Below are 18,590 nucleotides of genomic sequence, written 5' to 3'. Positions count from 1 at the left end.
AGGTGCGACAAAGCGAGAAAATAGCGCTTCGGCTTGAAACTGACCTCCCGACATGGAGGGCGTTTTGTCTGCGGTCAAGAGGGAGGCTGCATTTTTGCCTCTCGCGTCGATACAACCATAAGAGGATTAATGCGATATTGCAATCTTAGATGAGAAATGTCACATTGCGAGCGCGCTCAGGAATGCACACCCTGGACGTGCATTATTTTAAGTTATTTTAGCGAGGCCAAGATGGTTGAACCATCTTTAAAGCAAACCAATAATGAGGAGTGGCGATCCAACATCGCCTATGTTCGGCACATGCTGGGTCAATTGCGGCAGGTGGCCCACAAGGAGAATGCAGATATGCTCTGCTATCTCCTTGAAATGGCCTATGTCGAATCCGGCGATATGTTGTCCGGGCGACGCCCGCGGTCAGTTCTGCATCAGGAGAGAAACTAAACCGCCCGGATGCCGGTGAAGCCGTCCGGCTAGATCAAGTTCCAGCAGCACGAGGTAAACCGTCGCTGCTGGAATTTCCGTATGACGAATAATGTCGTCGATTTCGACAGGTGTGGGACCAAGAGCATTGGTGATCCGCATGCGATCACTGTCATCAAGGGGATGCATCAACGGCGACGCCCCATCTTCGCCTGGTTCTGCAATGGTAGAACCGTTGAAAAGATCCAGTTGTGAAATGGGAGCCAGCGCCTCCAGGACGTCCTGCGATGAGGTGGTGACAATGCCGCCATTTTTCAGAAGATCGTTGGTACCATGGCATCTTGGATCGAGCGGTGAGCCGGGCACCGCAAAGACCAGACGTCCAAAGTCGCCCGCCAGCCGAGCCGTGATCAGAGATCCGGAACGCTGGGCTGCTTCAACGACGACCACCCCGAGAGATATCCCTGCGATGACCCGGTTACGGCGCGGAAAATCGCGGGCGCGGGGCTCCCATCCAAACGGCATCTCGCTCACGCACAATCCAACGCCGCCGGTAATATCTCCAAGCAGCGGAATATTCTCGGGCGGGTAGGGCTGATCAAGGCCGCCCGCCAGCACAGCAATGGTTCCCGTGTCCAGGCTCGCCCGGTGGGCGGCCGTATCGATGCCGCGCGCGAGACCCGAGGTAATCGTGTAACCGGCGCGACCGCAGTCTCGTGCGATCATCGCCGCGATTTTCGCTCCGCTGATCGAGGCGTTGCGTGAGCCGACGATGCCCACCGAAGGGCGGTTGGCTGCGGCAAAGTCTCCCTTCATCGCCAATAGGGGCGGGGCGGCGTCAATCTGGCGAAGTGCGAATGGGTAGTCCGGCTCTCCAATGCCCACAAGCCTGGCATTGAAACGAGCAGCTATCTCCAGTTCCTGCTCCGCCTGCTGGACGGTCGCCACGCGTATGGCACGTGCCGCGCCACCCCGGCGCGACATTTCAGGGATCGCAGCCAGAGCCGCGTCGGCGGAGCCGAAATGATTGATGAGGTCACGGAAGGTCGCAGGTCCCACATTGTCGCTACGAATCAGCCTGAGCCAGGCGGTCCGTTGAGCGTCCGTGAGTGCAACCCCCCTCCGATTTTCTTTGCCGGAGGACACAGAGGAACTTATCCCTTCTGGCCGATCTTGCTTTCTGTTCCGTTGATCAGACGCTCGATGTTGGCCTTATGCTTCCAATAGGTAATCAGGGTCATGATGGCCATGACCAGTGCAATTTTTGGTTCCCCGATGAGCCAGAGCACGACGGGGATAAGAAGTGTGGCGACGAGCGCCGATAGAGATGAATATTTGCTGAGCTTTGCGACTGTCAGCCATACAAATGCAAATACCAGAACCATTGCCGGTGCAATACCCAGCAGTGTGCCAATATAGGTTGCAACACCTTTTCCACCCTTGAAACCGAGCCAGACCGGAAAAAGATGGCCGAGGAAAGCCGCAAAGCCACCCAGCAACCCGGCTTCCTGACCCCAAAGGGCTGCGGCAAGAAGGGCAGCGACCGTAGCCTTCAATGCATCGAGCAGAAGCGTGGCGGCAGCCAGCTTCTTGTTGCCGGTGCGCAAGACGTTTGTGGCGCCGATATTGCCTGAACCGATGGAGCGGATGTCGCCGAGACCGGCCGCCTTCGTCAGGAGGAGCCCAAAGGGGATCGAGCCCAGCAGATAGCCAAAGGCAAGTGCGGCCAGCGCGATGGGAAGCGTGATTTGCCAGTTAAACAGCTCTGCCATGCTTAATTTCCTTACAGCGAGTGTACCAGACGGCCAGCGACATAAGTCGAGACAACCCGTCCGCTAAAACGCGCATCCTCGAAGGGCGTGTTCTTGGAGCGGGACTGGATGGTGTCCTTCGTCACGATCCATGGTTCGTCAATGTCGATCAAGGCAATATCTGCCTTCGCGCCCGGTTTCAGCGTTCCAGCGTCTAGCCCGAAGATCTGGGCAGGCCTTGTGGACATGGCGTCGATGAGGCGCATCAGCGAAACCTGACCGGAGTGGTGGAGCCGCAAGGCGGCCGCCAGCATGGTTTCAAGCCCGATGGCACCATCCGCCGCATCTCCGAAAGGAAGACGCTTCGTGTCGACATCCTGAGGATCATGCGACGAGACGATGATATCGATCGTCCCATTCGCCAGAGCATCGACCATGGCCTGACGGTCGTCTTCCGTGCGCAGCGGCGGTGAAAGCTTGAAGAAAGTCCGATACTCGCCGATATCGTTTTCATTCAGCGACAGGTGATTGATCGACACGGCGCAGGTTGCGTTCGCGCCTCGATTGCGGGCGACACGGACTGCTTCGACAGATTCCGGCACCGAAATCTTCGCGGCATGATAGGCGGCCTTTGTGAGGGCAGCAATCCGCAGGTCACGCTCGAGCGGAATGAGTTCTGCTTCGCGCGGGGCGCCTGCAAGGCCGAGCCAGCTGGCAAACAGCCCTTCATTCATGACCCCGTTGACGGCGAGGTAGGGATCGCGGGCTTCGAGTGAAATGACAGCGCCGAACTCGCGCGCATAGGTCATGGCGCGGCGCAGAACCTGCGTATCGGCCAAGCCATGCCGGCCCTGGGTGAAGCTGACGGCGCCCGCCTGCTTCAACAGGCCGATCTCAGTCATCTCCTCGCCCTTCAACCCGCGTGTCAAAGCGGCAGCGGGGTGAATGTTGACGAGAGCCTTGTCGCGGGCCGTCTTGAGGACGAATTCGATGAGGGCGATATCGTCAAGAACCGGGTCCGTATCCGGCATCATGATGAAGCTCGTTACACCGCCCGCAGCGGCGGCACGGCTGGCGGAAAAGATGGTCTCCCGATGTTCCGCACCCGGTTCGCCAACAAAGACGCGCGCATCGACAAGACCCGGTGCCGCAACGAGCCCTTGGGCATCGCGGATCTCGGCACCGTCAGGATGTCCCTGATTGAGGGCATCTGCGCCAGACGCAAGAATACGACCGTCATCACCGATGATGATCGTGCCGACCTCGTCCAGATGCCGGGAAGGATCGATGATACGCGCGTTTTTCAGAACAAGCGGCTTCATGCGACCACTCCTTCGCTTCTCGGCCCCTGGTTCTGGGAAATCAGCAAGGCCTCCATCACAGCCATGCGGACGGCGACGCCCATCTCCACCTGGCTTTCAATCACGCTCTGCGGTCCATCGGCGACTTCCGAGGCAATTTCGACGCCGCGGTTCATCGGCCCCGGATGCATGACGAGCGCATCCTCCTTGGCGGCTTTCAGTTTCTCGGCGTCCAGACCGTAGAAATGGAAGTATTCGCGAACCGACGGCACGAACGAACCGGACATGCGCTCGCGTTGAAGGCGCAGCATCATGACGACATCAGCATCCTTCAGGCCTTCTTCCATGGAATGAAAGACTTCCACACCCATTTGCGAGATGCCCGATGGCAGCAGAGTGGACGGCGCGACGACGCGTACGCGTGCGCCCATGGCATTCAGCAACAGAATATTGGAGCGGGCAACGCGCGAGTGCAGAACATCGCCGCAGATCGCAACGATGATGCGGGACAGCTTGCCCTTGGCCCGACGGATTGTCAGCGCGTCCAGAAGCGCCTGGGTCGGGTGCTCGTGTTGACCGTCACCGGCGTTGACGACCGAGCACGCCACTTTCTGCGCCAGAAGGGCAGCGGCACCCGCGGACGAATGGCGAACCACAAGCACGTCCGGCCGCATGGCATTCAGAGTCATCGCCGTATCGATCAGCGTCTCACCCTTCTTGACCGAAGAGTTGCCGACCGACATGTTCATGACATCTGCGCCCAGACGCTTGCCAGCGAGCTCAAAAGAGCTTTGCGTGCGTGTCGAAGCCTCGAAGAAAAGATTGATCTGGGTGAGCCCGCGAAGAGTCGAAGTTTTCTTCTCTCTTTGCCGACTGATCTTGACCGCCTCGTCGGCTTTGTCGAGAAGGAATGTAATGTCCTGCTCGGTCAGGCCCTTGATCCCGAGGAGATGGCGGTGGGGAAAGAAGACCACGATAACGTCCTCCGCTTGTTTACGCGGTCTATAGAGACAGCGAGGCGAGCGGGCAAGCGTGTGCTGCATCGAGTTTTTCTGATCCCCATGCAATTTGCCCAGCTTTCGTTTAAGAGCAGCTCATGAATCAGATGAACCGGACCGACGACAATCTCACCGACCTGAACCAGCCAAGCCTCTGGTCCGGTATCAATGCCTATCGCACAGACCCGTTGATTGTGGATCTGACGGCGGGATTGCACCGCGCGATCCGCGAGGAATTCGATGCGCTGGGCCGCTATGTGACCTCCCCCGAAGCGCAGGAACTTGCGCGGATGGCGAATGAAAATCCGCCAAAGCTGAAGACCCACGGTCCGAGAGGCGAACGGCAGGATACGGTGGAGTTTCATCCCGCCTGGCATGCCATGATGCGGCGTTCGATGAGCAGCGGTCTGCATTCCTCGCTGTGGGAGAACATTCCGGAATCGCGCAACAACCAGCACCGCGCTCGTGCTGCCCGGTTCTATCTGACCTCTCAGCTCGAATGTGGCCACTTGTGTCCGCTGACGATGACCAGCGCTTCTGTTGCTGCGATGATGGCGTCGCCTCGCGTTCAGAAGGAATGGGCGCCGCGTATCCTGTCGCGGAAATATGATTCGTCGAATCGTCCCGCGCAGCAGAAGACCGCGATCACCGTTGGCATGGGAATGACGGAGAAGCAGGGCGGTACGGATGTGCGCGCCAACCGGTCGATCGCCGAACGGGTGGGCGAGGGCGTCTATCGTCTTTCCGGTCACAAGTGGTTCATGTCAGCGCCGATGAGCGATGCCTTCGTCATGCTCGCGAAAACCAATGAGGGTATCGGTTGCTTCCTCGTTCCGCGTCTCCTGGAAGATGGTACGGCGAATGGGCTTCAATTCCAGAGGCTGAAGGATAAGCTGGGCAATCGTTCCAATGCCTCTTCCGAGGTCGAGTTCCACGATGCGTTCGGCTACCTGCTGGGTGAACCGGGCGGTGGGGTACGAACCATTCTCGACATGGTGACGCTCACGCGGCTGGATTGTGCTCTTGCGTCAGCTGGCATCATGCGGGCCTCGCTGGCAGAGGCTGTGCATCACTGCCGTGGTCGCAGCGTCTTTGGCAAGAACCTGATTGACCAGCCACTGATGACGCGTGTTCTCGCGGACATGGCGCTGGACGTCGCAGCCGCGACGGCGCTGGCCTATCGTCTGGCAGAAGCCTTCGATAAGGCTGGCAGCAACCCCGCCGATGCAGCCTTTGCCCGCGTCATGACGCCCGTCATCAAATACTGGTGCTGCAAGATCGCGCCTCCACTGATCTATGAAGCGATGGAATGCCTTGGTGGCAATGGCTACGTGGAGGAGCGTCCGCTTGCCCGCCACTATCGCGAGGCTCCGGTCAATGCGATCTGGGAAGGCTCCGGCAATGTCATGGCGCTGGATGTGCTGCGCGTGTTGAGCAGAGGCCGTGATCTGTTCGATTCGGTTCTGTCGGGCATCGAGCGGGATCTGGGTCCGAGCGGACGAAAGACGACGGACGTTCTGCGCGCCGCCATGGCGCTCGCGGAACGGGACGAGGGTGCGGCAAGGCTTCTGGTGGAGCAACTTGCGCTGGCGGCTGCTGCTGCGGAGCTTTTCAGGCTTGGTGCCGGCAAGATCGCAGACGCCTTCGTGGAAACCCGACTGGCCGGTGGATGGCGGGCTACCTATGGAATGCTCGATTCCCGCTTCGATGCCTCCTACATCGTCGATCTTCTGTATCCCGCCGCCAGCTGAGTTTCCAAAACTTTCGTCCACAGGACCACGCTCCGCGTTAACCATATCAAGTGGTTCTCGTTGCGCTTTGGGCCGCGCGCACTAGGTTGAGGTTAACGATTTGTTAACCATCGCTGCGTGGTAAGGCTGTGTCTGGCAACCAATGCTATCAATACGGATTACTGTGTCTGGCTCTTTGCTTCTTTGCGAGTTGGGCGGTTGATCTGACGTTTCCTGCCATCGTGCTGAGCGTCATGGCGTTTCTGCGCTGGGCGGTTCTGTCGGCACCTTGGCTGAATTCAACGCGCTGGCAAACTGTGGAAGGAAACGCCGCATGAAGTGGTTTCTCATCCTCTGGGCTGGCCCGGTTGCATTCTTGGGTGCTTGGTACTGGCTATCCTACTACAACATCAGTTTCGGGTTCTTCATGCTGACCCGCGACACCCACGATCTGGTTTTCCAGATCTATGGGCAGATCTTGGGAATTGATCCGGCGCTTCTTCCCATGCTGGTTGTCCGTGCCGTTGCGGTGGACAGCCTGATCGTCCTTGCAATTCTGGCATTTCGTCGCCGCAAGCAGATTCACGCCTGGTGGATCAGGCGTTACGCCTCATCTCCCGATGCAGCTCTTTCCAAGGATACGAGTCTGTCCAAGGCGCCTTGAAGGATAAAGCTCGCGGCTGCCGAATCAATCCGTTCGGCCCGCTTCGCCCTGGAGACATCCATTTCCAGAAGCGCCCGCTCTGCGGCCACTGTGGATAGACGCTCATCCCAGAAGACGAACGGTATCTCTGTCTTGTCGCTCATGCTGCGGACGAAAGCTCTGGTCGCCTGAACACGCGGGCCCGACGAGCCATCCATATTGATAGGCAGGCCGATGATAAAGGCTGCCACCTTTTCCTTGTCTGCCCACGCCAGCAAGAGTTCCGCATCTTTTGTGAACTTCAAGCGCTTCAACACGGGCCGAGGGGACGAAAACCGCCTCCCGAGATCTGATACAGCAAGGCCGATGGTCTTCGTGCCAAGATCAAGACCGGCTACTGGTTGCCCCGGCAACAGACTGGCAGCCAATTCTTCGATCGTCATTGTTGCCACGGCTCATTCCTTCTCTCGGTCTATGCTCTTGAATTAATTGCGGCTGCTCTAGGTCAGCACGGGAAATAAAATCCGTCTGTTCCGTTGATGCGTATATTGTGTTGAATAACCTGCGCTTAACTGACGGTCCACACCCGGACCCTTTGATCTCAACTGCAAAATGGAGATTTATCATGAAGATCACCTGGCTTGGCCATTCGGCCTTCAGGCTCGAAACCGCCCATGCGAAGATTTTGATCGATCCATTCTTCAGCGGTAACCCATCCTTCGCAGACCAGGATCGCAAGGAAGCGGCTGCGGGCATCACGCACATTTTGCTGACGCACGGTCATGGAGATCACGTAGGGGATACCGTCGCCCTGGCACAGGAAACCGGTGCCGTCGTGCTGGCAAATGCCGACCTCGCGGCATGGCTCGGTTCCAAAGGTGTCCAACGTCTCGAAATGGGAAACACCGGCGGTACAGTCAGCTTCGGCAGCTTCAGCGCGACGTTTACGCAGGCCCTGCATTCCTCCGCCCAGATCACGGAAGACGGGGTCTCCCATGCGCTTGGCAATGCCAACGGACTGATGCTGCATTTCGAAGAAGAGGCCTCGCTGCTGCACATGGGCGACACGGACATCTTCACCGATATGGGTCTGATCAACGAATTGCATCAGCCTGATATTGGTCTGGTGCCGATAGGCGACCGTTTCACGATGGGCGGTGCCGTGGCAGCGCTCGCCTGCCAGCGCTTTTTCGATTTCAAGCATGCCATCCCGTGCCACTACGGGTCTTTCCCGATCATTGACCAGACGCCGGAAAAGTTCGTGAAAGGCATGGAAGGCCTGAAGACGAGGGTAGAGACGCCCAGGGTTGGCGTTACGCTAAGCATCTGACCTTACGTAATCGGCGCGGGATCCTGGGCCAACCGCGCCGATTTCCGTCAGAACTCCGTCCGCCTTGCGGCTAAAACCGTTGCGAATGCCGGATATGGCCATTATAGCGGGAGGAAATTTCATCCGGAGAAGTTCCATGTCCGTCGATATCGCTACCGTCAAGCGCGTTGCGCGCCTATCCCGCATTGCCGTTTCCGAAGATGATCTGGAGCGGATGACGGGCGAATTGAATGGTATCCTTGGATTTGTTGAGCTGCTTTCCGAGGTGGATGTCAGCGGTGTGGAGCCCATGACTTCCGTCACGCCAATCACCATGCGCAAGCGCGCCGATGCGGTGACGGATGGTGATAAGGCCGCCGATATCGTGGCCAATGCCCCCAATTCAGATCAGAACTTTTTCCTCGTGCCAAAGGTCGTCGAGTAAGCGCGGACCATTACGCAGCACCGACCTTCAACGCAGCCTTAAGCCAAATTCGAGATCACGATGACCGAACTTACCAACCTTACCATTTCCGAAGCGCGCGCTAAACTGAAGGGCCGTGATATTACGGCGGTCGAATTGACGGACGCTTACCTGTCGGCCATCGACGCTGCCAACGGCGCCCTGAACGCCTACGTGACCGTAACGCCCGATAAGGCGCGCGAGATGGCGAAAGCTTCGGATGCGCGTCTGGCAGACGGAAAGGGCGGCCCTCTTGAGGGTATTCCGCTTGGCGTAAAGGATCTATTCGCAACGCGTGATATCCACACGCAGGCCTGCAGCCACATTCTCGATGGGTTCAAGCCGAAGTACGAATCGACCGTCACCCAGAACCTGTGGAATGATGGTGCCGTGATGCTCGGCAAGCTGAACATGGATGAATTCGCGATGGGTTCATCCAACGAAAGCTCCTATTACGGACCGGCGGTAAACCCGTGGAAGGCCCAGGGTTCGGATGAAAAGCTGGTGCCGGGCGGCTCTTCAGGCGGCTCCGCCGCTGCTGTTGCGGCGCATCTGTGTGCCGGTGCGACCGCAACCGACACCGGCGGCTCCATCCGCCAGCCTGCGGCCTTTACTGGCACGGTCGGCATCAAGCCTACCTATGGCCGTTGCTCCCGCTGGGGTATCGTTGCCTATGCCTCGTCGCTGGATCAGGCTGGTCCGATCGCGCGCGATGTGCGCGACGCAGCAATCCTGCTGAAGAGCATGGCGAGCGTCGACACCAAAGACACGACCTCTGTCGATTTGCCGGTGCCGGACTACGAAGCTTCACTTGGTCAGTCTGTCAAGGGCATGAAGATCGGCATTCCGAAGGAATATCGTATCGAGGGCATGCCAGAGGAAATCGAAAAGCTCTGGCAGCAGGGTGTGGAATGGCTGAAGGATGCCGGCGCTGAAGTCGTCGAAATTTCGCTGCCACACACCAAATACGCGCTTCCGGCCTATTACATCGTGGCGCCTGCCGAAGCGTCGTCCAACCTCGCGCGCTATGACGGTGTTCGCTACGGCCTTCGCGTCGACGGCAAGGACATTGCCGACATGTACGAGAAGAGCCGCGCTGCGGGCTTCGGCAAGGAAGTTCAGCGCCGCATCATGATCGGAACCTACGTTCTCTCGGCCGGTTATTACGACGCCTATTATCTGAAGGCGCAGAAGGTTCGCACTCTCATCAAGCGCGACTTCGAAGATGCGTTTCATGCGGGCGTCGATGCGATCCTGGCGCCTATCACGCCGTCTTCCGCCTTTGCCATCGGTGACAAGGAACTCGCTGCGGATCCGGTCAAAATGTATCTGCAGGACGTGTTCACGGTCACTCTCAACATGGCCGGTTTGCCTGGCATTTCTGTCCCAGCTGGCCTTGATCAGAAGGGGTTGCCGCTGGGCCTTCAGATCATCGGCAAGCCGTTCGAAGAAGAAACCCTGTTCAAGACGGCGCATGTGATCGAACAGGCAGCCGGGAAATTCACCCCTGCCAAGTGGTGGTAAAACCTTTGAGTGCCAATAGGTGACTGCAGAAGGACCGGCTCATCCATTGGGCCGGTCCTTTTTTGTTGACCAGTTTCCAACAAAGATCGCGGTATCGCAGGCTAATCCCTTAGGCGGGCTTGGAAACACCGTCCGGCAATGATCTAATCGTGGCGACGTTCCGGGGATTTTCATGCATCATGTTCGCAATGCCCGTGAAGACGAGATTGATGCGCTGACAGGCATAGGTCTGCGAGCCTGGGCCCAGGCCATGGGCCCCATTGGCGGCACAGAGGCGATGCTGCAAAATGCATTACGTGCATTTGGAGACTTCGTTCGATCCTCCTGGGTTAAGATTACGGTGATCGAGGAGGGCGGCGTCCCTGCCGGATGGGCATCCCGCGAGGCGCTGGACGAACAGATAACCGATTTCTGGATCGACCCGGATCATCAGCGGCGAGGTTTGGGTTCCGAACTCCTCCAAGCCGTCGAGGAAGAAGTCCGCCAGCATGGTTTCGATGAAATCAAGCTGGAAACGCATGCGCACAATACGGATGCGGTCAGTTTCTTTGAAAAGAACGGTTATCGGGTAAACTGGCTGTCGATTGCCTATGCGCCGAAGCTTGATCAGGATGTGCAATCCGTTGGCATGTCCAAGCAACTGGTTGCTCCAGCACCAGAGGGTTACGGCGTCGAGTTTTAACCTCTAACGACCAGGTGCGAGGCCTCAAAGCTTGCACCGCTTCACCAATTGTTCTACCTGACATTCAACCCATTTGACCGCATGAAGAGCCTTTAAGATGACCCTTGTCGATACGCGCACGCCTGATCCGAAACGTCTGATTCCCGGTGCCACGGGTGATTGGGAAATCATCATCGGCATGGAAGTTCACGCGCAGGTTCTTTCACAGTCCAAACTGTTCTCCGGCGCTTCCACCGAGTTCGGCAAGGCGCCGAATTCCAATGTGTCGCTGGTGGATGCAGCCATGCCCGGCATGCTGCCCGTCATCAACGAAGAATGCGTGAAGCAGGCCGTGCGGACAGGTCTCGGCCTCAAGGCGCAGATCAACAACCGGTCGATTTTCGATCGCAAGAACTATTTTTATCCGGACCTGCCGCAGGGCTACCAGATTTCCCAGTTCAAGGATCCGATCGTCGGTGAAGGCAAGATCATCATTTCGCTGGGGCCAGATCGTCAGGGCAATTTCGAAGACATCGAGATCGGTATCGAGCGCCTGCACCTCGAGCAGGACGCGGGCAAATCCATGCACGACCAGCATCCGACCATGTCCTACGTGGATCTGAACCGTTCAGGCGTTGCCCTGATGGAAATCGTATCCAAGCCGGACATGCGCTCCTCGGATGAGGCGAAGGCCTACATGACGAAGCTTCGCTCTATCGTTCGCTATCTCGGCACCTGTGATGGCAACATGGACGAGGGCTCCATGCGTGCCGACGTGAACGTTTCCGTGCGCCGTCCCGGCGAAGCTTTTGGCACACGTTGCGAAATCAAGAACGTCAACTCCATCCGTTTCATCGGCCAGGCGATCGAATACGAAGCACGCCGCCAGATCGCAATTCTGGAAGACGGCGGCTCGATCGACCAGGAAACTCGCCTGTTCGATCCAGGCAAGGGTGAAACGCGCTCCATGCGCTCCAAGGAAGATGCGCATGATTACCGCTATTTCCCGGATCCGGATCTGCTGCCGTTGGAATTTGACGATGCTTTCGTTGAGGCACTGAAGAGCGATCTGCCGGAATTGCCGGATGACAAGAAGGCCCGATTTGTACGCGAACTGGGGCTTTCGGTTTATGACGCGTCCGTGCTCGTGTCCGAGAAGGCAATTGCCGATTATTTCGAGTCGGTTGCTGAAGGGCGTGATGGCAAGACGGCGGCGAACTGGGTTATTAACGACCTGCTGGGCGCCTTGAACAAAGCTGGCAAAGGCATTGAAGAGACTCCGGTTTCTCCTGCCCAGCTTGGTGGAATCATCGATCTCATCAAGGATGAGACCATTTCCGGCAAGATCGCCAAGGACCTGTTCGAAATCGTCTTCAACGAAGGCGGCGATCCTGCGGAAATCGTGGAAAGCCGCGGCATGAAGCAGGTGACGGATACCGGCGCCATCGAAAAGGCCGTCGACGATATCATCGCCGCAAACCCCGATCAGGTCGCCAAGGTCAAGGCCAAGCCAACGCTGGCCGGCTGGTTCGTGGGTCAGGTCATGAAGTCGACCGGTGGCAAGGCCAACCCGCAGGCCGTGCAGGCGCTGGTAAAGGCAAAGCTGGGCATCGAGGAGTAAGGCTTCGGCCTTTCTTCTCCGAGAGAGGGCTGTTCCCATGTTTTTCATTCGCACAGCGGGCCCAAAGGACGTAGAGCCGGTGCGCAAGCTATTGGCGGAGACGTGGCACGCGACCTATGATGCCATCCACGGTCCGCTGAAGGTGGGCTCACTCGTCACTAGCTTGCATAGCGCAGAGGCGATCCTGAAGAGAATCAACCTGAAGGACGGTGAGTTTCTGGTTGCCGATGACGGAAAGCGGATTGGTGGCATGGGATTTGCCGCCATGTCGCCTACGATGACAAAGACCGCAGTCCTGCATCAGCTCTACGTGCATCCGACTTGCCAGAACGAAGGAATCGGACGGGATCTCTTTGCGGAGCTGGAAACTTGTTTCCCGGATGCGGAAATTCTTCGCCTGGAAGTTGACGTTGCGAACGAACGCGCAATTTCCTTCTATACGCGACTAGGCTTCACGGAAGTTGACCGCACGAAGAACTGCGGTCAGGACAACAGTGGTATTGAAGCAATCATCATGGAGAAGCCGCTCGCGCATTAGGGAGGACTGCCATGACTGAGTTAAGCTTGCATATTCGAAGGGCCAGGGAAGAAGATCTCGCAAATCTGATAAAGCTCTTTGAAGAAGATGAGCATGGTGGCCATGGTGATACCAGCGACGAGCATGCATATGATGATTACGTCAAAGCATTTCACATAATTGACCAGTCGCTGAACGAGCAGCTTTACGTCGCCGAACAGGGCGGCGAGGTGGTCGCAAGCTTCCAAATGGCTTTCTTGCGAACGCTACGCGGTCGCGGAGGATTGAATGGTATCATCGAGGCTGTGCACACGCGCTCAGACAGACGCGGACAGGGGATCGGCTCCAAGCTTTTGGAGTTTGCCGTGAGCGAGGCGAAACGACGCGGTTGCCGGCTGGTGCAAATCACGCACCGAAGCGACCGTGACGGAACCCGGGCCTTCTACGAGAAGGCGGGTTTTTCGCCGGACTACACAGGCTTCAGAATGCACTTCAAATAGCGCGTATCCACCCCCTAAAGGCTGGACATTCGCGGATCGAGATTGCATAAGCGAGGCAAGGAAACATTCCTTGTCTCTCGCGAGGACGCTGGAAAACTATGAAGAATCTTCTCCTTCAAATCTTCACCTGGTGGAATGGCCAGACGCTCGGCACACGCTTCTTTACGTGGCGCAACGGCAAGCGCGTGGGCGAGGATGAACTAGGTAATGTCTATTACGAAGGCGGTATGACGTCCTTCGGACTGCCTCGTCGTTGGGTCATCTACAAGGGTTACGCCGAAGCTTCGGCTATACCGCCGGGTTGGCACGGCTGGATGCATTACCGGACCGATACGCCTCCTTCAAAGGAGAATTATGCAGCCCGTGAGTGGCAGAAGCCTCATCACGAGAACCTGACAGGGACGCCGTTTGCGTACAAGCCTACAGGCTCTATGGATGCGACAGGTCAGCGTCCGCGTGTCACCGGTGACTATGATGCATGGACACCGGGCTCCTGAGCGTCTTGCTCTATCTCACGCCACATTTTTGAACTATCGCCATTAGGTCTCGGCATTGATCGGGACCTAAAGCATGTTGCGCAAAAGTGCTCAGTGGTTTTGCGATAACGACGTGCGATAAAATAAAGAGATAAAGCGTCAGCAGCGAATCCTAAAGATCGCGACACGCTTTGGCAGTTTCTGAAGGTGGTTTCGCTCCCATGTCCCATAGATTCGTTCGTTCGCTGCTTCTGGGAATGACGCTCTGTCTGGTGATGGTTGCACCTGCTTCCGCGGCCCGTATCGAAAATCCGGTTGCCGAATTCTCGGGTATCGACAAAATTACTGGTCGTATTACCCGCTTTGATGTCTATGTGAACGAGACTGTCCAGTACGGTGCCTTGCAGGTAACGCCCAAAGCCTGTTTCTCACGCGATGATACGGAAGCACAAAAGGTAGACGGCTTTATTGAGGTCGATGAAATCACGCTTGATCGCAAGATAAGGCGGATCTTTACAGGATGGATGTTTGCCGACAGCCCTGGTCTTAATGCTGTTGAACATCCTATCTACGACGTCTGGCTGACAGGCTGTAAGCAGAAGTCAGATGTTCCGCCGCCCGCAAGCCCGACAAAGCCACCTGCGGCTGCCAAGCCATAAATACGCATCAAATTTGGCCGCAACCTGTATTGGGTTTCGAGGCGCCAATGCCTGGGGCTATCTTCCGTCACTGATCAGAAGGGGCGGTCAGGCAGTTCGACAGCTGCTTTCAGCAGTTCGAGATAATCCTGTTTCGGGATGTCGATCGCGCCAAACGTTTTCAAATGATCAGTCGTGAATTGCGTGTCCAGCAGTTGAAAATCGTTGGCACGCAGATGATTGACGAGATGAACAAGGCAGATCTTCGACGCATTCGTGCGCCGTGAGAACATGCTTTCTCCAAAGAATGCAGCACCCAGGGACACCCCATATAACCCGCCGACCAGTTGATCGCCGTCCCAGGCCTCAACACTGTGCGCATGCCCCATGGCATGAAGCTGTTTATAGAGTGAGCGGATTGTGGAGTTGATCCAGGTCGTCGCCCTGTCAGGTGCTGATTCGGCGCAGCCAGCCATCACGGCTTCGAATGCCGTGTTACGGCGAATTGAGAAAGCCTGCTGCCGAACGGCCTTGTGAAGGCTCTTCGATACATGGAAGGCATCCAGTGGAATGATGCCCCGCAGTTCCGGCTCGACCCAGAAGACTTCCGGGTCGTCCGCTGATTCGGCCATCGGAAAAAGACCGATGGAATAGGCACGCAGCAGAATTTCCGGCGTGATGGCTGGATAATATCTGCCGCGCCGACCTGCCATGACTACGCGCTTGGCTTGTCGCCAGCCAGATACTTTTCCAGCCAGTGGATATCGTAGTCACCGTTGGCGATATCCTGGTTGGAAACGAGATCCTGGAAAAGCGGCAATGTCGTCTTGATACCGTCAACGACGAATTCGTCGAGCACGCGGCGCAGACGCATCATGCATTCGACGCGAGTCCGACCGTGGACGATGAGCTTGCCGATCAGGCTGTCATAGTAGGGAGGGATCTTGTAACCAGCATAGGCGCCCGAATCGACACGAACACCCAAGCCACCCGGCGCGTGGAAGTGTGTGATCGTTCCCGGAGACGGAACGAACGTACGCGGGTCTTCGGCGTTGATGCGGCACTCGATCGCGTGACCGGAAAAACTGATCTCGTCCTGGGTTACGGAAAGCCCGGCGCCAGAGGCAACGCGGATCTGCTCATGAACGAGATCGATGCCGGTGATGGCTTCCGTGATCGGATGCTCGACCTGAAGTCGCGTATTCATCTCGATGAAGTAGAATTCGCCATTCTCGTACAGGAACTCAATCGTACCGGCACCGCGGTACTTCATCTTCTTCATGGCATCAGCGCAGATCTGACCGATCTTCATGCGTTGATCAACATTCAGGGCAGGGGAATTTGCCTCTTCCCAAACCTTCTGGTGACGGCGCTGCAGCGAGCAATCGCGTTCTCCGAGGTGGATAGCATTGCCGGCCCCGTCACCCACGACCTGAATCTCGATATGGCGAGGCTTGCCGAGATACTTCTCCATATAGACCGCATCATTGCCGAATGCGGCAGCCGCTTCCGAACGGGCCGTATTGAAGGCTTCCTCAAGATCGGCTTCGGTTTTGGCGACCTTCATGCCACGACCGCCGCCGCCAGCAGTAGCCTTGATCAGGACCGGGAAACCGATCTGCCGTGCGATTTCCAGAGCGTTGTCGGGCGTCACTTCGCCGTCAGAGCCTGGAACGACTGGAATGCCAAGCTCGACAGCCGTCTTCTTGGCCGTGATCTTGTCACCCATCAGGCGAATATGCTCAGCAGTGGGTCCAATGAAGGTAATGCCATGCGCTTCCAGTATATCCGCGAACTTGGCATTTTCCGACAGGAAGCCGTAACCGGGATGCACTGCATCCGCACCGGTGATCTCGCAAGCCGCAACGATCTGGTGGATGTTGAGATAGCTGTCACGTGATGGCGGTGGGCCGATACATACGCTTTCGTCTGCCAGACGCACATGCATTGCGTCAGCGTCAGCCGTGGAATGAACAGCGACGGTCGAAATGCCGAGTTCCTTGCATGCCCGCAGGACACGAAGGGCAATCTCGCCACGGTTGGCAATGAGGATCTTCGAAATCATGAGACCGCCTTATTCGATCACAACGAGCGGCTCGCCGTATTCGACAGGCTGCGCGTCATTGACGATGATTTCCGTCACCTTGCCCGAACGCGGTGCAGGGATCTGGTTCATGGTCTTCATGGCTTCGATGATGAGAAGCGTCTGGCCTTCCTTGACTGTTGCACCAACTTCAATGAAGGATCGTGCACCAGGGGCAGGTGAAAGATAAACCGTGCCGACCATTGGTGCAGTGACAGCCTTTGAACGATCTTTCGCAGGTTCAACGGCAGCGCCGGTTACGGGCGCAGCAGGTGCCGCGGCAGGCGCTGCGTAAAGTTGCGGGGCCGGTGCAGCAGCCTGGATGTACTGGGGCGCCTGAATGGTGCGAGATACGCGAATGCGCAGATCGTCCTGCTCGATTTCGATCTCTGTCAAATCGGTATCGTTGAGGATGTTCGCCAGATCGCGGATCAACCCCTTGTCGAAACCGTTCTTCTTCTCAGACATGGTCAACCTATGTGCTCTGTTGTTCTTAATTGGTGATGTCGCGCAGCGCGCGCAATGCCAGAAGATAACCGCCCGGACCGAGGCCGCAGATCATGCCTTTGGCCGCTGGTGCGATCATCGATTTATGTCGGAATTCCTCGCGAGCATGGATGTTCGAAATATGCACTTCGATCACGGGGACCGATATGGCCCGGATGGCATCGTGAAGCGCGATTGACGTGTGGCCGTAAGCGCCAGGATTGATGACAACGCCCACTGCCCGATCGTCGGCTTCGTGAAGCCGGTCGACGAGGACGCCCTCATGATTGCTCTGAAAGCACTCGATCTCGAAGCCAAGCTCTCGACCGGCGGTGACGCACTCGCTCTCGATATCTTTGAGAGTCTTGCCGCCATAAATGCCAGGTTCTCGCTTGCCCAGCATATTCAGGTTCGGCCCGTTGAGGACAAAGATTGTCTTGCTCATGGAATTCCCACCATAAAACCAGCGAAACCTATAGACCGGCAGGCTGGCAAGGGAAAGCCCCCGGCCACGAAAGCCGTGAATAACCGGGGCCTAATGACTGAATATACTGATCTCACTGCGCGTTAAGCGACCGGTGAAGCGGCTGCAAGCAATCGATCAGCAGGTGGCTTTGCCGCAGGAGCGGATGTTGCTGATCTTGCTGGACAGTTCTTCATGTCCGACAGCACCAAACACAGCCTCGTTTCCGACGACATAGAATGGTGTGCCGGTAACGCCGAGATTATTTGCGAGTTCATAGGTCGCGCGGATCTGTTGGTCGTTTGGATTGTCCTTCATCGACTTCCGGATTGCGGATTCGCTGACACCCAGAGCTGCTGCGACAGCGATCGCGGTCTGTTCCGTTGCCCGCTGCTGCCCGCCGAGAAGCTGCTTGTGGAACTGCGGATACTTCTCTGGAGCTATGGCCTTGAAGGCGCTGGCAACGCGGTGGGCGGCCATGGAATCAGGACCGAGAATCGGGAATTCCTTCAGGATGAAACGCACCTTCTTGTCCGATGAGAGAATTGTTTCCATGTCGGTCAAAGCGCGCTTGCAGTAGGTGCAGTTGTAATCGAAAAACTCAACGATCGTCACATCACCGTTCGGATTGCCCAGGGTGATGTCGCTGGCTGTTGAAAAGATTGCCTTGCTGTTTGCCGCGATGCCTTCCGAGGCTTGAGAGGTGCGGGTATCCTGTTGCTTCTTTTCCAGCGCATCCTGCACTTCGAGCATGATCTCTGGGTTGGCGATCAGATATTCCCGGATAAAAGCCCCGAATTCCTTTTTCTGCTGGTCATCCAGAGCGTTTGCAGCAGTTCCAGTCGCGACAACGGTAGCGGAGGCCAGAAGCCCGGCGGTAAGCAACTTCAGAAAAGATTTCATGGCTATCCTCTATATCGCGCATCGCAAAAACTGATCGCGACTCAACCCTATCGATTGACGTCTGGGTGAATCATTTACGATCCTGTAGCGCTTCGGTGGTCTC

Annotated in this window: 21 protein-coding genes; 11 read left to right on the top strand and 10 right to left on the bottom strand. The window is 57.0% G+C overall.

Translation table 11 applies throughout. The annotated features are described in order from the left end of the window. Positions 1–414: 414 nt before the first annotated feature. From dprA to ASD54_RS00165, 4 genes are read right to left on the bottom strand one after another with little or no spacing between them, the layout of a single operon-like run. Positions 415–1,578 (bottom strand): DNA-processing protein DprA, encoded by a 1,164-nt coding sequence (gene dprA, locus ASD54_RS00180; RefSeq protein ID WP_244484642.1) that lies wholly within the window; start codon positions 1,576–1,578, stop codon positions 415–417. Further along, positions 1,575–2,192 (bottom strand): glycerol-3-phosphate 1-O-acyltransferase PlsY, encoded by a 618-nt coding sequence (plsY, locus tag ASD54_RS00175; RefSeq protein WP_062552601.1) that lies wholly within the window; start codon positions 2,190–2,192, stop codon positions 1,575–1,577. Before plsY ends, dprA begins: the two co-directional genes overlap by 4 nt. An 11-nt stretch (positions 2,193–2,203) precedes the next feature. After that, positions 2,204–3,493: a dihydroorotase gene (locus tag ASD54_RS00170; protein WP_062552600.1), complete on the bottom strand. Its 1,290-nt coding sequence runs from the start codon at positions 3,491–3,493 to the stop codon at positions 2,204–2,206. Further along, positions 3,490–4,446: an aspartate carbamoyltransferase catalytic subunit gene (locus tag ASD54_RS00165; protein ID WP_062552599.1), complete on the bottom strand. Its 957-nt coding sequence runs from the start codon at positions 4,444–4,446 to the stop codon at positions 3,490–3,492. Before ASD54_RS00165 ends, ASD54_RS00170 begins: the two co-directional genes overlap by 4 nt. A 122-nt stretch (positions 4,447–4,568) precedes the next feature. Between ASD54_RS00165 and ASD54_RS00160 the strand changes: the two genes are divergently transcribed. Continuing rightward, positions 4,569–6,221, top strand: a complete 1,653-nt coding sequence (locus ASD54_RS00160) for an acyl-CoA dehydrogenase family protein (RefSeq protein ID WP_062552598.1) — start codon at positions 4,569–4,571, stop codon at positions 6,219–6,221. A 313-nt stretch (positions 6,222–6,534) separates the two neighbouring features. Next, positions 6,535–6,864, top strand: coding sequence for a DUF6105 family protein (locus ASD54_RS00155; protein ID WP_062552597.1), 330 nt, complete (start codon positions 6,535–6,537; stop codon positions 6,862–6,864). Here the strand turns inward: ASD54_RS00155 and ruvX are convergent. Continuing rightward, positions 6,804–7,295 (bottom strand): Holliday junction resolvase RuvX, encoded by a 492-nt coding sequence (gene ruvX, locus ASD54_RS00150; protein ID WP_062552596.1) that lies wholly within the window; start codon positions 7,293–7,295, stop codon positions 6,804–6,806. The two genes, ASD54_RS00155 and ruvX, sit on opposite strands and share 61 nt — an antisense overlap. 173 nt (positions 7,296–7,468) lie before the next feature. Between ruvX and ASD54_RS00145 the strand changes: the two genes are divergently transcribed. The 9 genes from ASD54_RS00145 (at position 7,469) to ASD54_RS00105 (ending at position 14,573) form a co-directional block, all read left to right on the top strand. Further along, entirely contained in the window at positions 7,469–8,173 is a 705-nt protein-coding gene (locus tag ASD54_RS00145) for a metal-dependent hydrolase (protein ID WP_062552595.1), read from the top strand. Between the two features lie 136 nt (positions 8,174–8,309). Beyond that, positions 8,310–8,597 carry an Asp-tRNA(Asn)/Glu-tRNA(Gln) amidotransferase subunit GatC gene (gene gatC, locus ASD54_RS00140; protein ID WP_062552594.1) on the top strand — a complete coding sequence of 96 codons (288 nt, stop codon included), beginning with the start codon at positions 8,310–8,312 and terminating at the stop codon, positions 8,595–8,597. 60 nt (positions 8,598–8,657) lie between these two features. After that, on the top strand, positions 8,658–10,139 hold the full coding sequence (gene gatA, locus ASD54_RS00135; protein ID WP_062552593.1) for an Asp-tRNA(Asn)/Glu-tRNA(Gln) amidotransferase subunit GatA: 1,482 nt from the start codon (positions 8,658–8,660) through the stop codon (positions 10,137–10,139). Positions 10,140–10,311: 172 nt separating this feature from the next. Next, positions 10,312–10,821, top strand: a complete 510-nt coding sequence (locus tag ASD54_RS00130) for a GNAT family N-acetyltransferase (protein ID WP_062552592.1) — start codon at positions 10,312–10,314, stop codon at positions 10,819–10,821. A gap of 97 nt (positions 10,822–10,918) precedes the next feature. Next, the gene (gene gatB, locus ASD54_RS00125) at positions 10,919–12,421 is read left to right on the top strand and encodes an Asp-tRNA(Asn)/Glu-tRNA(Gln) amidotransferase subunit GatB (protein WP_062552591.1); all 1,503 of its coding nucleotides are present in this window, start codon (positions 10,919–10,921) and stop codon (positions 12,419–12,421) included. Between the two features lie 37 nt (positions 12,422–12,458). Beyond that, entirely contained in the window at positions 12,459–12,959 is a 501-nt protein-coding gene (locus ASD54_RS00120; protein WP_062552590.1) for a GNAT family N-acetyltransferase, read from the top strand. An 11-nt stretch (positions 12,960–12,970) separates the two neighbouring features. Continuing rightward, positions 12,971–13,438 carry a GNAT family N-acetyltransferase gene (locus tag ASD54_RS00115; protein WP_062552589.1) on the top strand — a complete coding sequence of 156 codons (468 nt, stop codon included), beginning with the start codon at positions 12,971–12,973 and terminating at the stop codon, positions 13,436–13,438. A 98-nt stretch (positions 13,439–13,536) separates the two neighbouring features. After that, entirely contained in the window at positions 13,537–13,935 is a 399-nt protein-coding gene (locus ASD54_RS00110; RefSeq protein WP_062552588.1) for an NADH:ubiquinone oxidoreductase subunit NDUFA12, read from the top strand. A 236-nt stretch (positions 13,936–14,171) separates the two neighbouring features. Next, positions 14,172–14,573 carry a DUF2155 domain-containing protein gene (locus ASD54_RS00105; RefSeq protein ID WP_244484641.1) on the top strand — a complete coding sequence of 134 codons (402 nt, stop codon included), beginning with the start codon at positions 14,172–14,174 and terminating at the stop codon, positions 14,571–14,573. Between the two features lie 74 nt (positions 14,574–14,647). Here ASD54_RS00105 and aat read toward each other — a convergent pair whose 3' ends face one another. From aat to ASD54_RS00080, 5 genes are all read right to left on the bottom strand, one after another. After that, a complete protein-coding gene (gene aat, locus ASD54_RS00100; protein WP_062552586.1) occupies positions 14,648–15,265 on the bottom strand; it encodes a leucyl/phenylalanyl-tRNA--protein transferase in 618 nt (205 codons plus the stop codon). A 2-nt stretch (positions 15,266–15,267) separates the two neighbouring features. Then, complete coding sequence (accC, locus tag ASD54_RS00095) at positions 15,268–16,617, bottom strand: acetyl-CoA carboxylase biotin carboxylase subunit (protein ID WP_062552585.1); 1,350 nt, start codon at positions 16,615–16,617, stop codon at positions 15,268–15,270. A gap of 9 nt (positions 16,618–16,626) precedes the next feature. Further along, positions 16,627–17,103 (bottom strand): acetyl-CoA carboxylase biotin carboxyl carrier protein, encoded by a 477-nt coding sequence (gene accB, locus ASD54_RS00090; RefSeq protein ID WP_062552584.1) that lies wholly within the window; start codon positions 17,101–17,103, stop codon positions 16,627–16,629. Between the two features lie 25 nt (positions 17,104–17,128). Next, on the bottom strand, positions 17,129–17,566 hold the full coding sequence (aroQ, locus tag ASD54_RS00085) for a type II 3-dehydroquinate dehydratase (protein WP_062552583.1): 438 nt from the start codon (positions 17,564–17,566) through the stop codon (positions 17,129–17,131). A 156-nt stretch (positions 17,567–17,722) separates the two neighbouring features. Beyond that, complete coding sequence (locus tag ASD54_RS00080) at positions 17,723–18,487, bottom strand: DsbA family protein (protein WP_062552582.1); 765 nt, start codon at positions 18,485–18,487, stop codon at positions 17,723–17,725. Between the last annotated feature and the right edge of the window lie 103 nt (positions 18,488–18,590).

This window comes from Rhizobium sp. Root149, assembly GCF_001427345.1.
Classification (GTDB): Bacteria; Pseudomonadota; Alphaproteobacteria; order Rhizobiales; family Rhizobiaceae; genus Neorhizobium; species Neorhizobium rhizoryzae.
This window is presented reverse-complemented; position numbering and strand designations above follow the sequence as displayed.

Coding starts and splice junctions, on each gene's coding strand:
- plsY (WP_062552601.1), bottom strand. CDS start 2,192: ATGGCAGAGCTGTTTAACTGGCAAATCACGCTTCCCATCGCGCTGGCC.
- ASD54_RS00170 (WP_062552600.1), bottom strand. CDS start 3,493: ATGAAGCCGCTTGTTCTGAAAAACGCGCGTATCATCGATCCTTCCCGG.
- ASD54_RS00160 (WP_062552598.1), top strand. CDS start 4,569: ATGAATCAGATGAACCGGACCGACGACAATCTCACCGACCTGAACCAG.
- ASD54_RS00155 (WP_062552597.1), top strand. CDS start 6,535: ATGAAGTGGTTTCTCATCCTCTGGGCTGGCCCGGTTGCATTCTTGGGT.
- ASD54_RS00145 (WP_062552595.1), top strand. CDS start 7,469: ATGAAGATCACCTGGCTTGGCCATTCGGCCTTCAGGCTCGAAACCGCC.
- gatC (WP_062552594.1), top strand. CDS start 8,310: ATGTCCGTCGATATCGCTACCGTCAAGCGCGTTGCGCGCCTATCCCGC.
- gatA (WP_062552593.1), top strand. CDS start 8,658: ATGACCGAACTTACCAACCTTACCATTTCCGAAGCGCGCGCTAAACTG.
- ASD54_RS00130 (WP_062552592.1), top strand. CDS start 10,312: ATGCATCATGTTCGCAATGCCCGTGAAGACGAGATTGATGCGCTGACA.
- gatB (WP_062552591.1), top strand. CDS start 10,919: ATGACCCTTGTCGATACGCGCACGCCTGATCCGAAACGTCTGATTCCC.
- ASD54_RS00120 (WP_062552590.1), top strand. CDS start 12,459: ATGTTTTTCATTCGCACAGCGGGCCCAAAGGACGTAGAGCCGGTGCGC.
- ASD54_RS00115 (WP_062552589.1), top strand. CDS start 12,971: ATGACTGAGTTAAGCTTGCATATTCGAAGGGCCAGGGAAGAAGATCTC.
- ASD54_RS00110 (WP_062552588.1), top strand. CDS start 13,537: ATGAAGAATCTTCTCCTTCAAATCTTCACCTGGTGGAATGGCCAGACG.
- ASD54_RS00105 (WP_244484641.1), top strand. CDS start 14,172: ATGACGCTCTGTCTGGTGATGGTTGCACCTGCTTCCGCGGCCCGTATC.
- aat (WP_062552586.1), bottom strand. CDS start 15,265: ATGGCAGGTCGGCGCGGCAGATATTATCCAGCCATCACGCCGGAAATT.
- accC (WP_062552585.1), bottom strand. CDS start 16,617: ATGATTTCGAAGATCCTCATTGCCAACCGTGGCGAGATTGCCCTTCGT.
- accB (WP_062552584.1), bottom strand. CDS start 17,103: ATGTCTGAGAAGAAGAACGGTTTCGACAAGGGGTTGATCCGCGATCTG.
- aroQ (WP_062552583.1), bottom strand. CDS start 17,566: ATGAGCAAGACAATCTTTGTCCTCAACGGGCCGAACCTGAATATGCTG.
- ASD54_RS00080 (WP_062552582.1), bottom strand. CDS start 18,487: ATGAAATCTTTTCTGAAGTTGCTTACCGCCGGGCTTCTGGCCTCCGCT.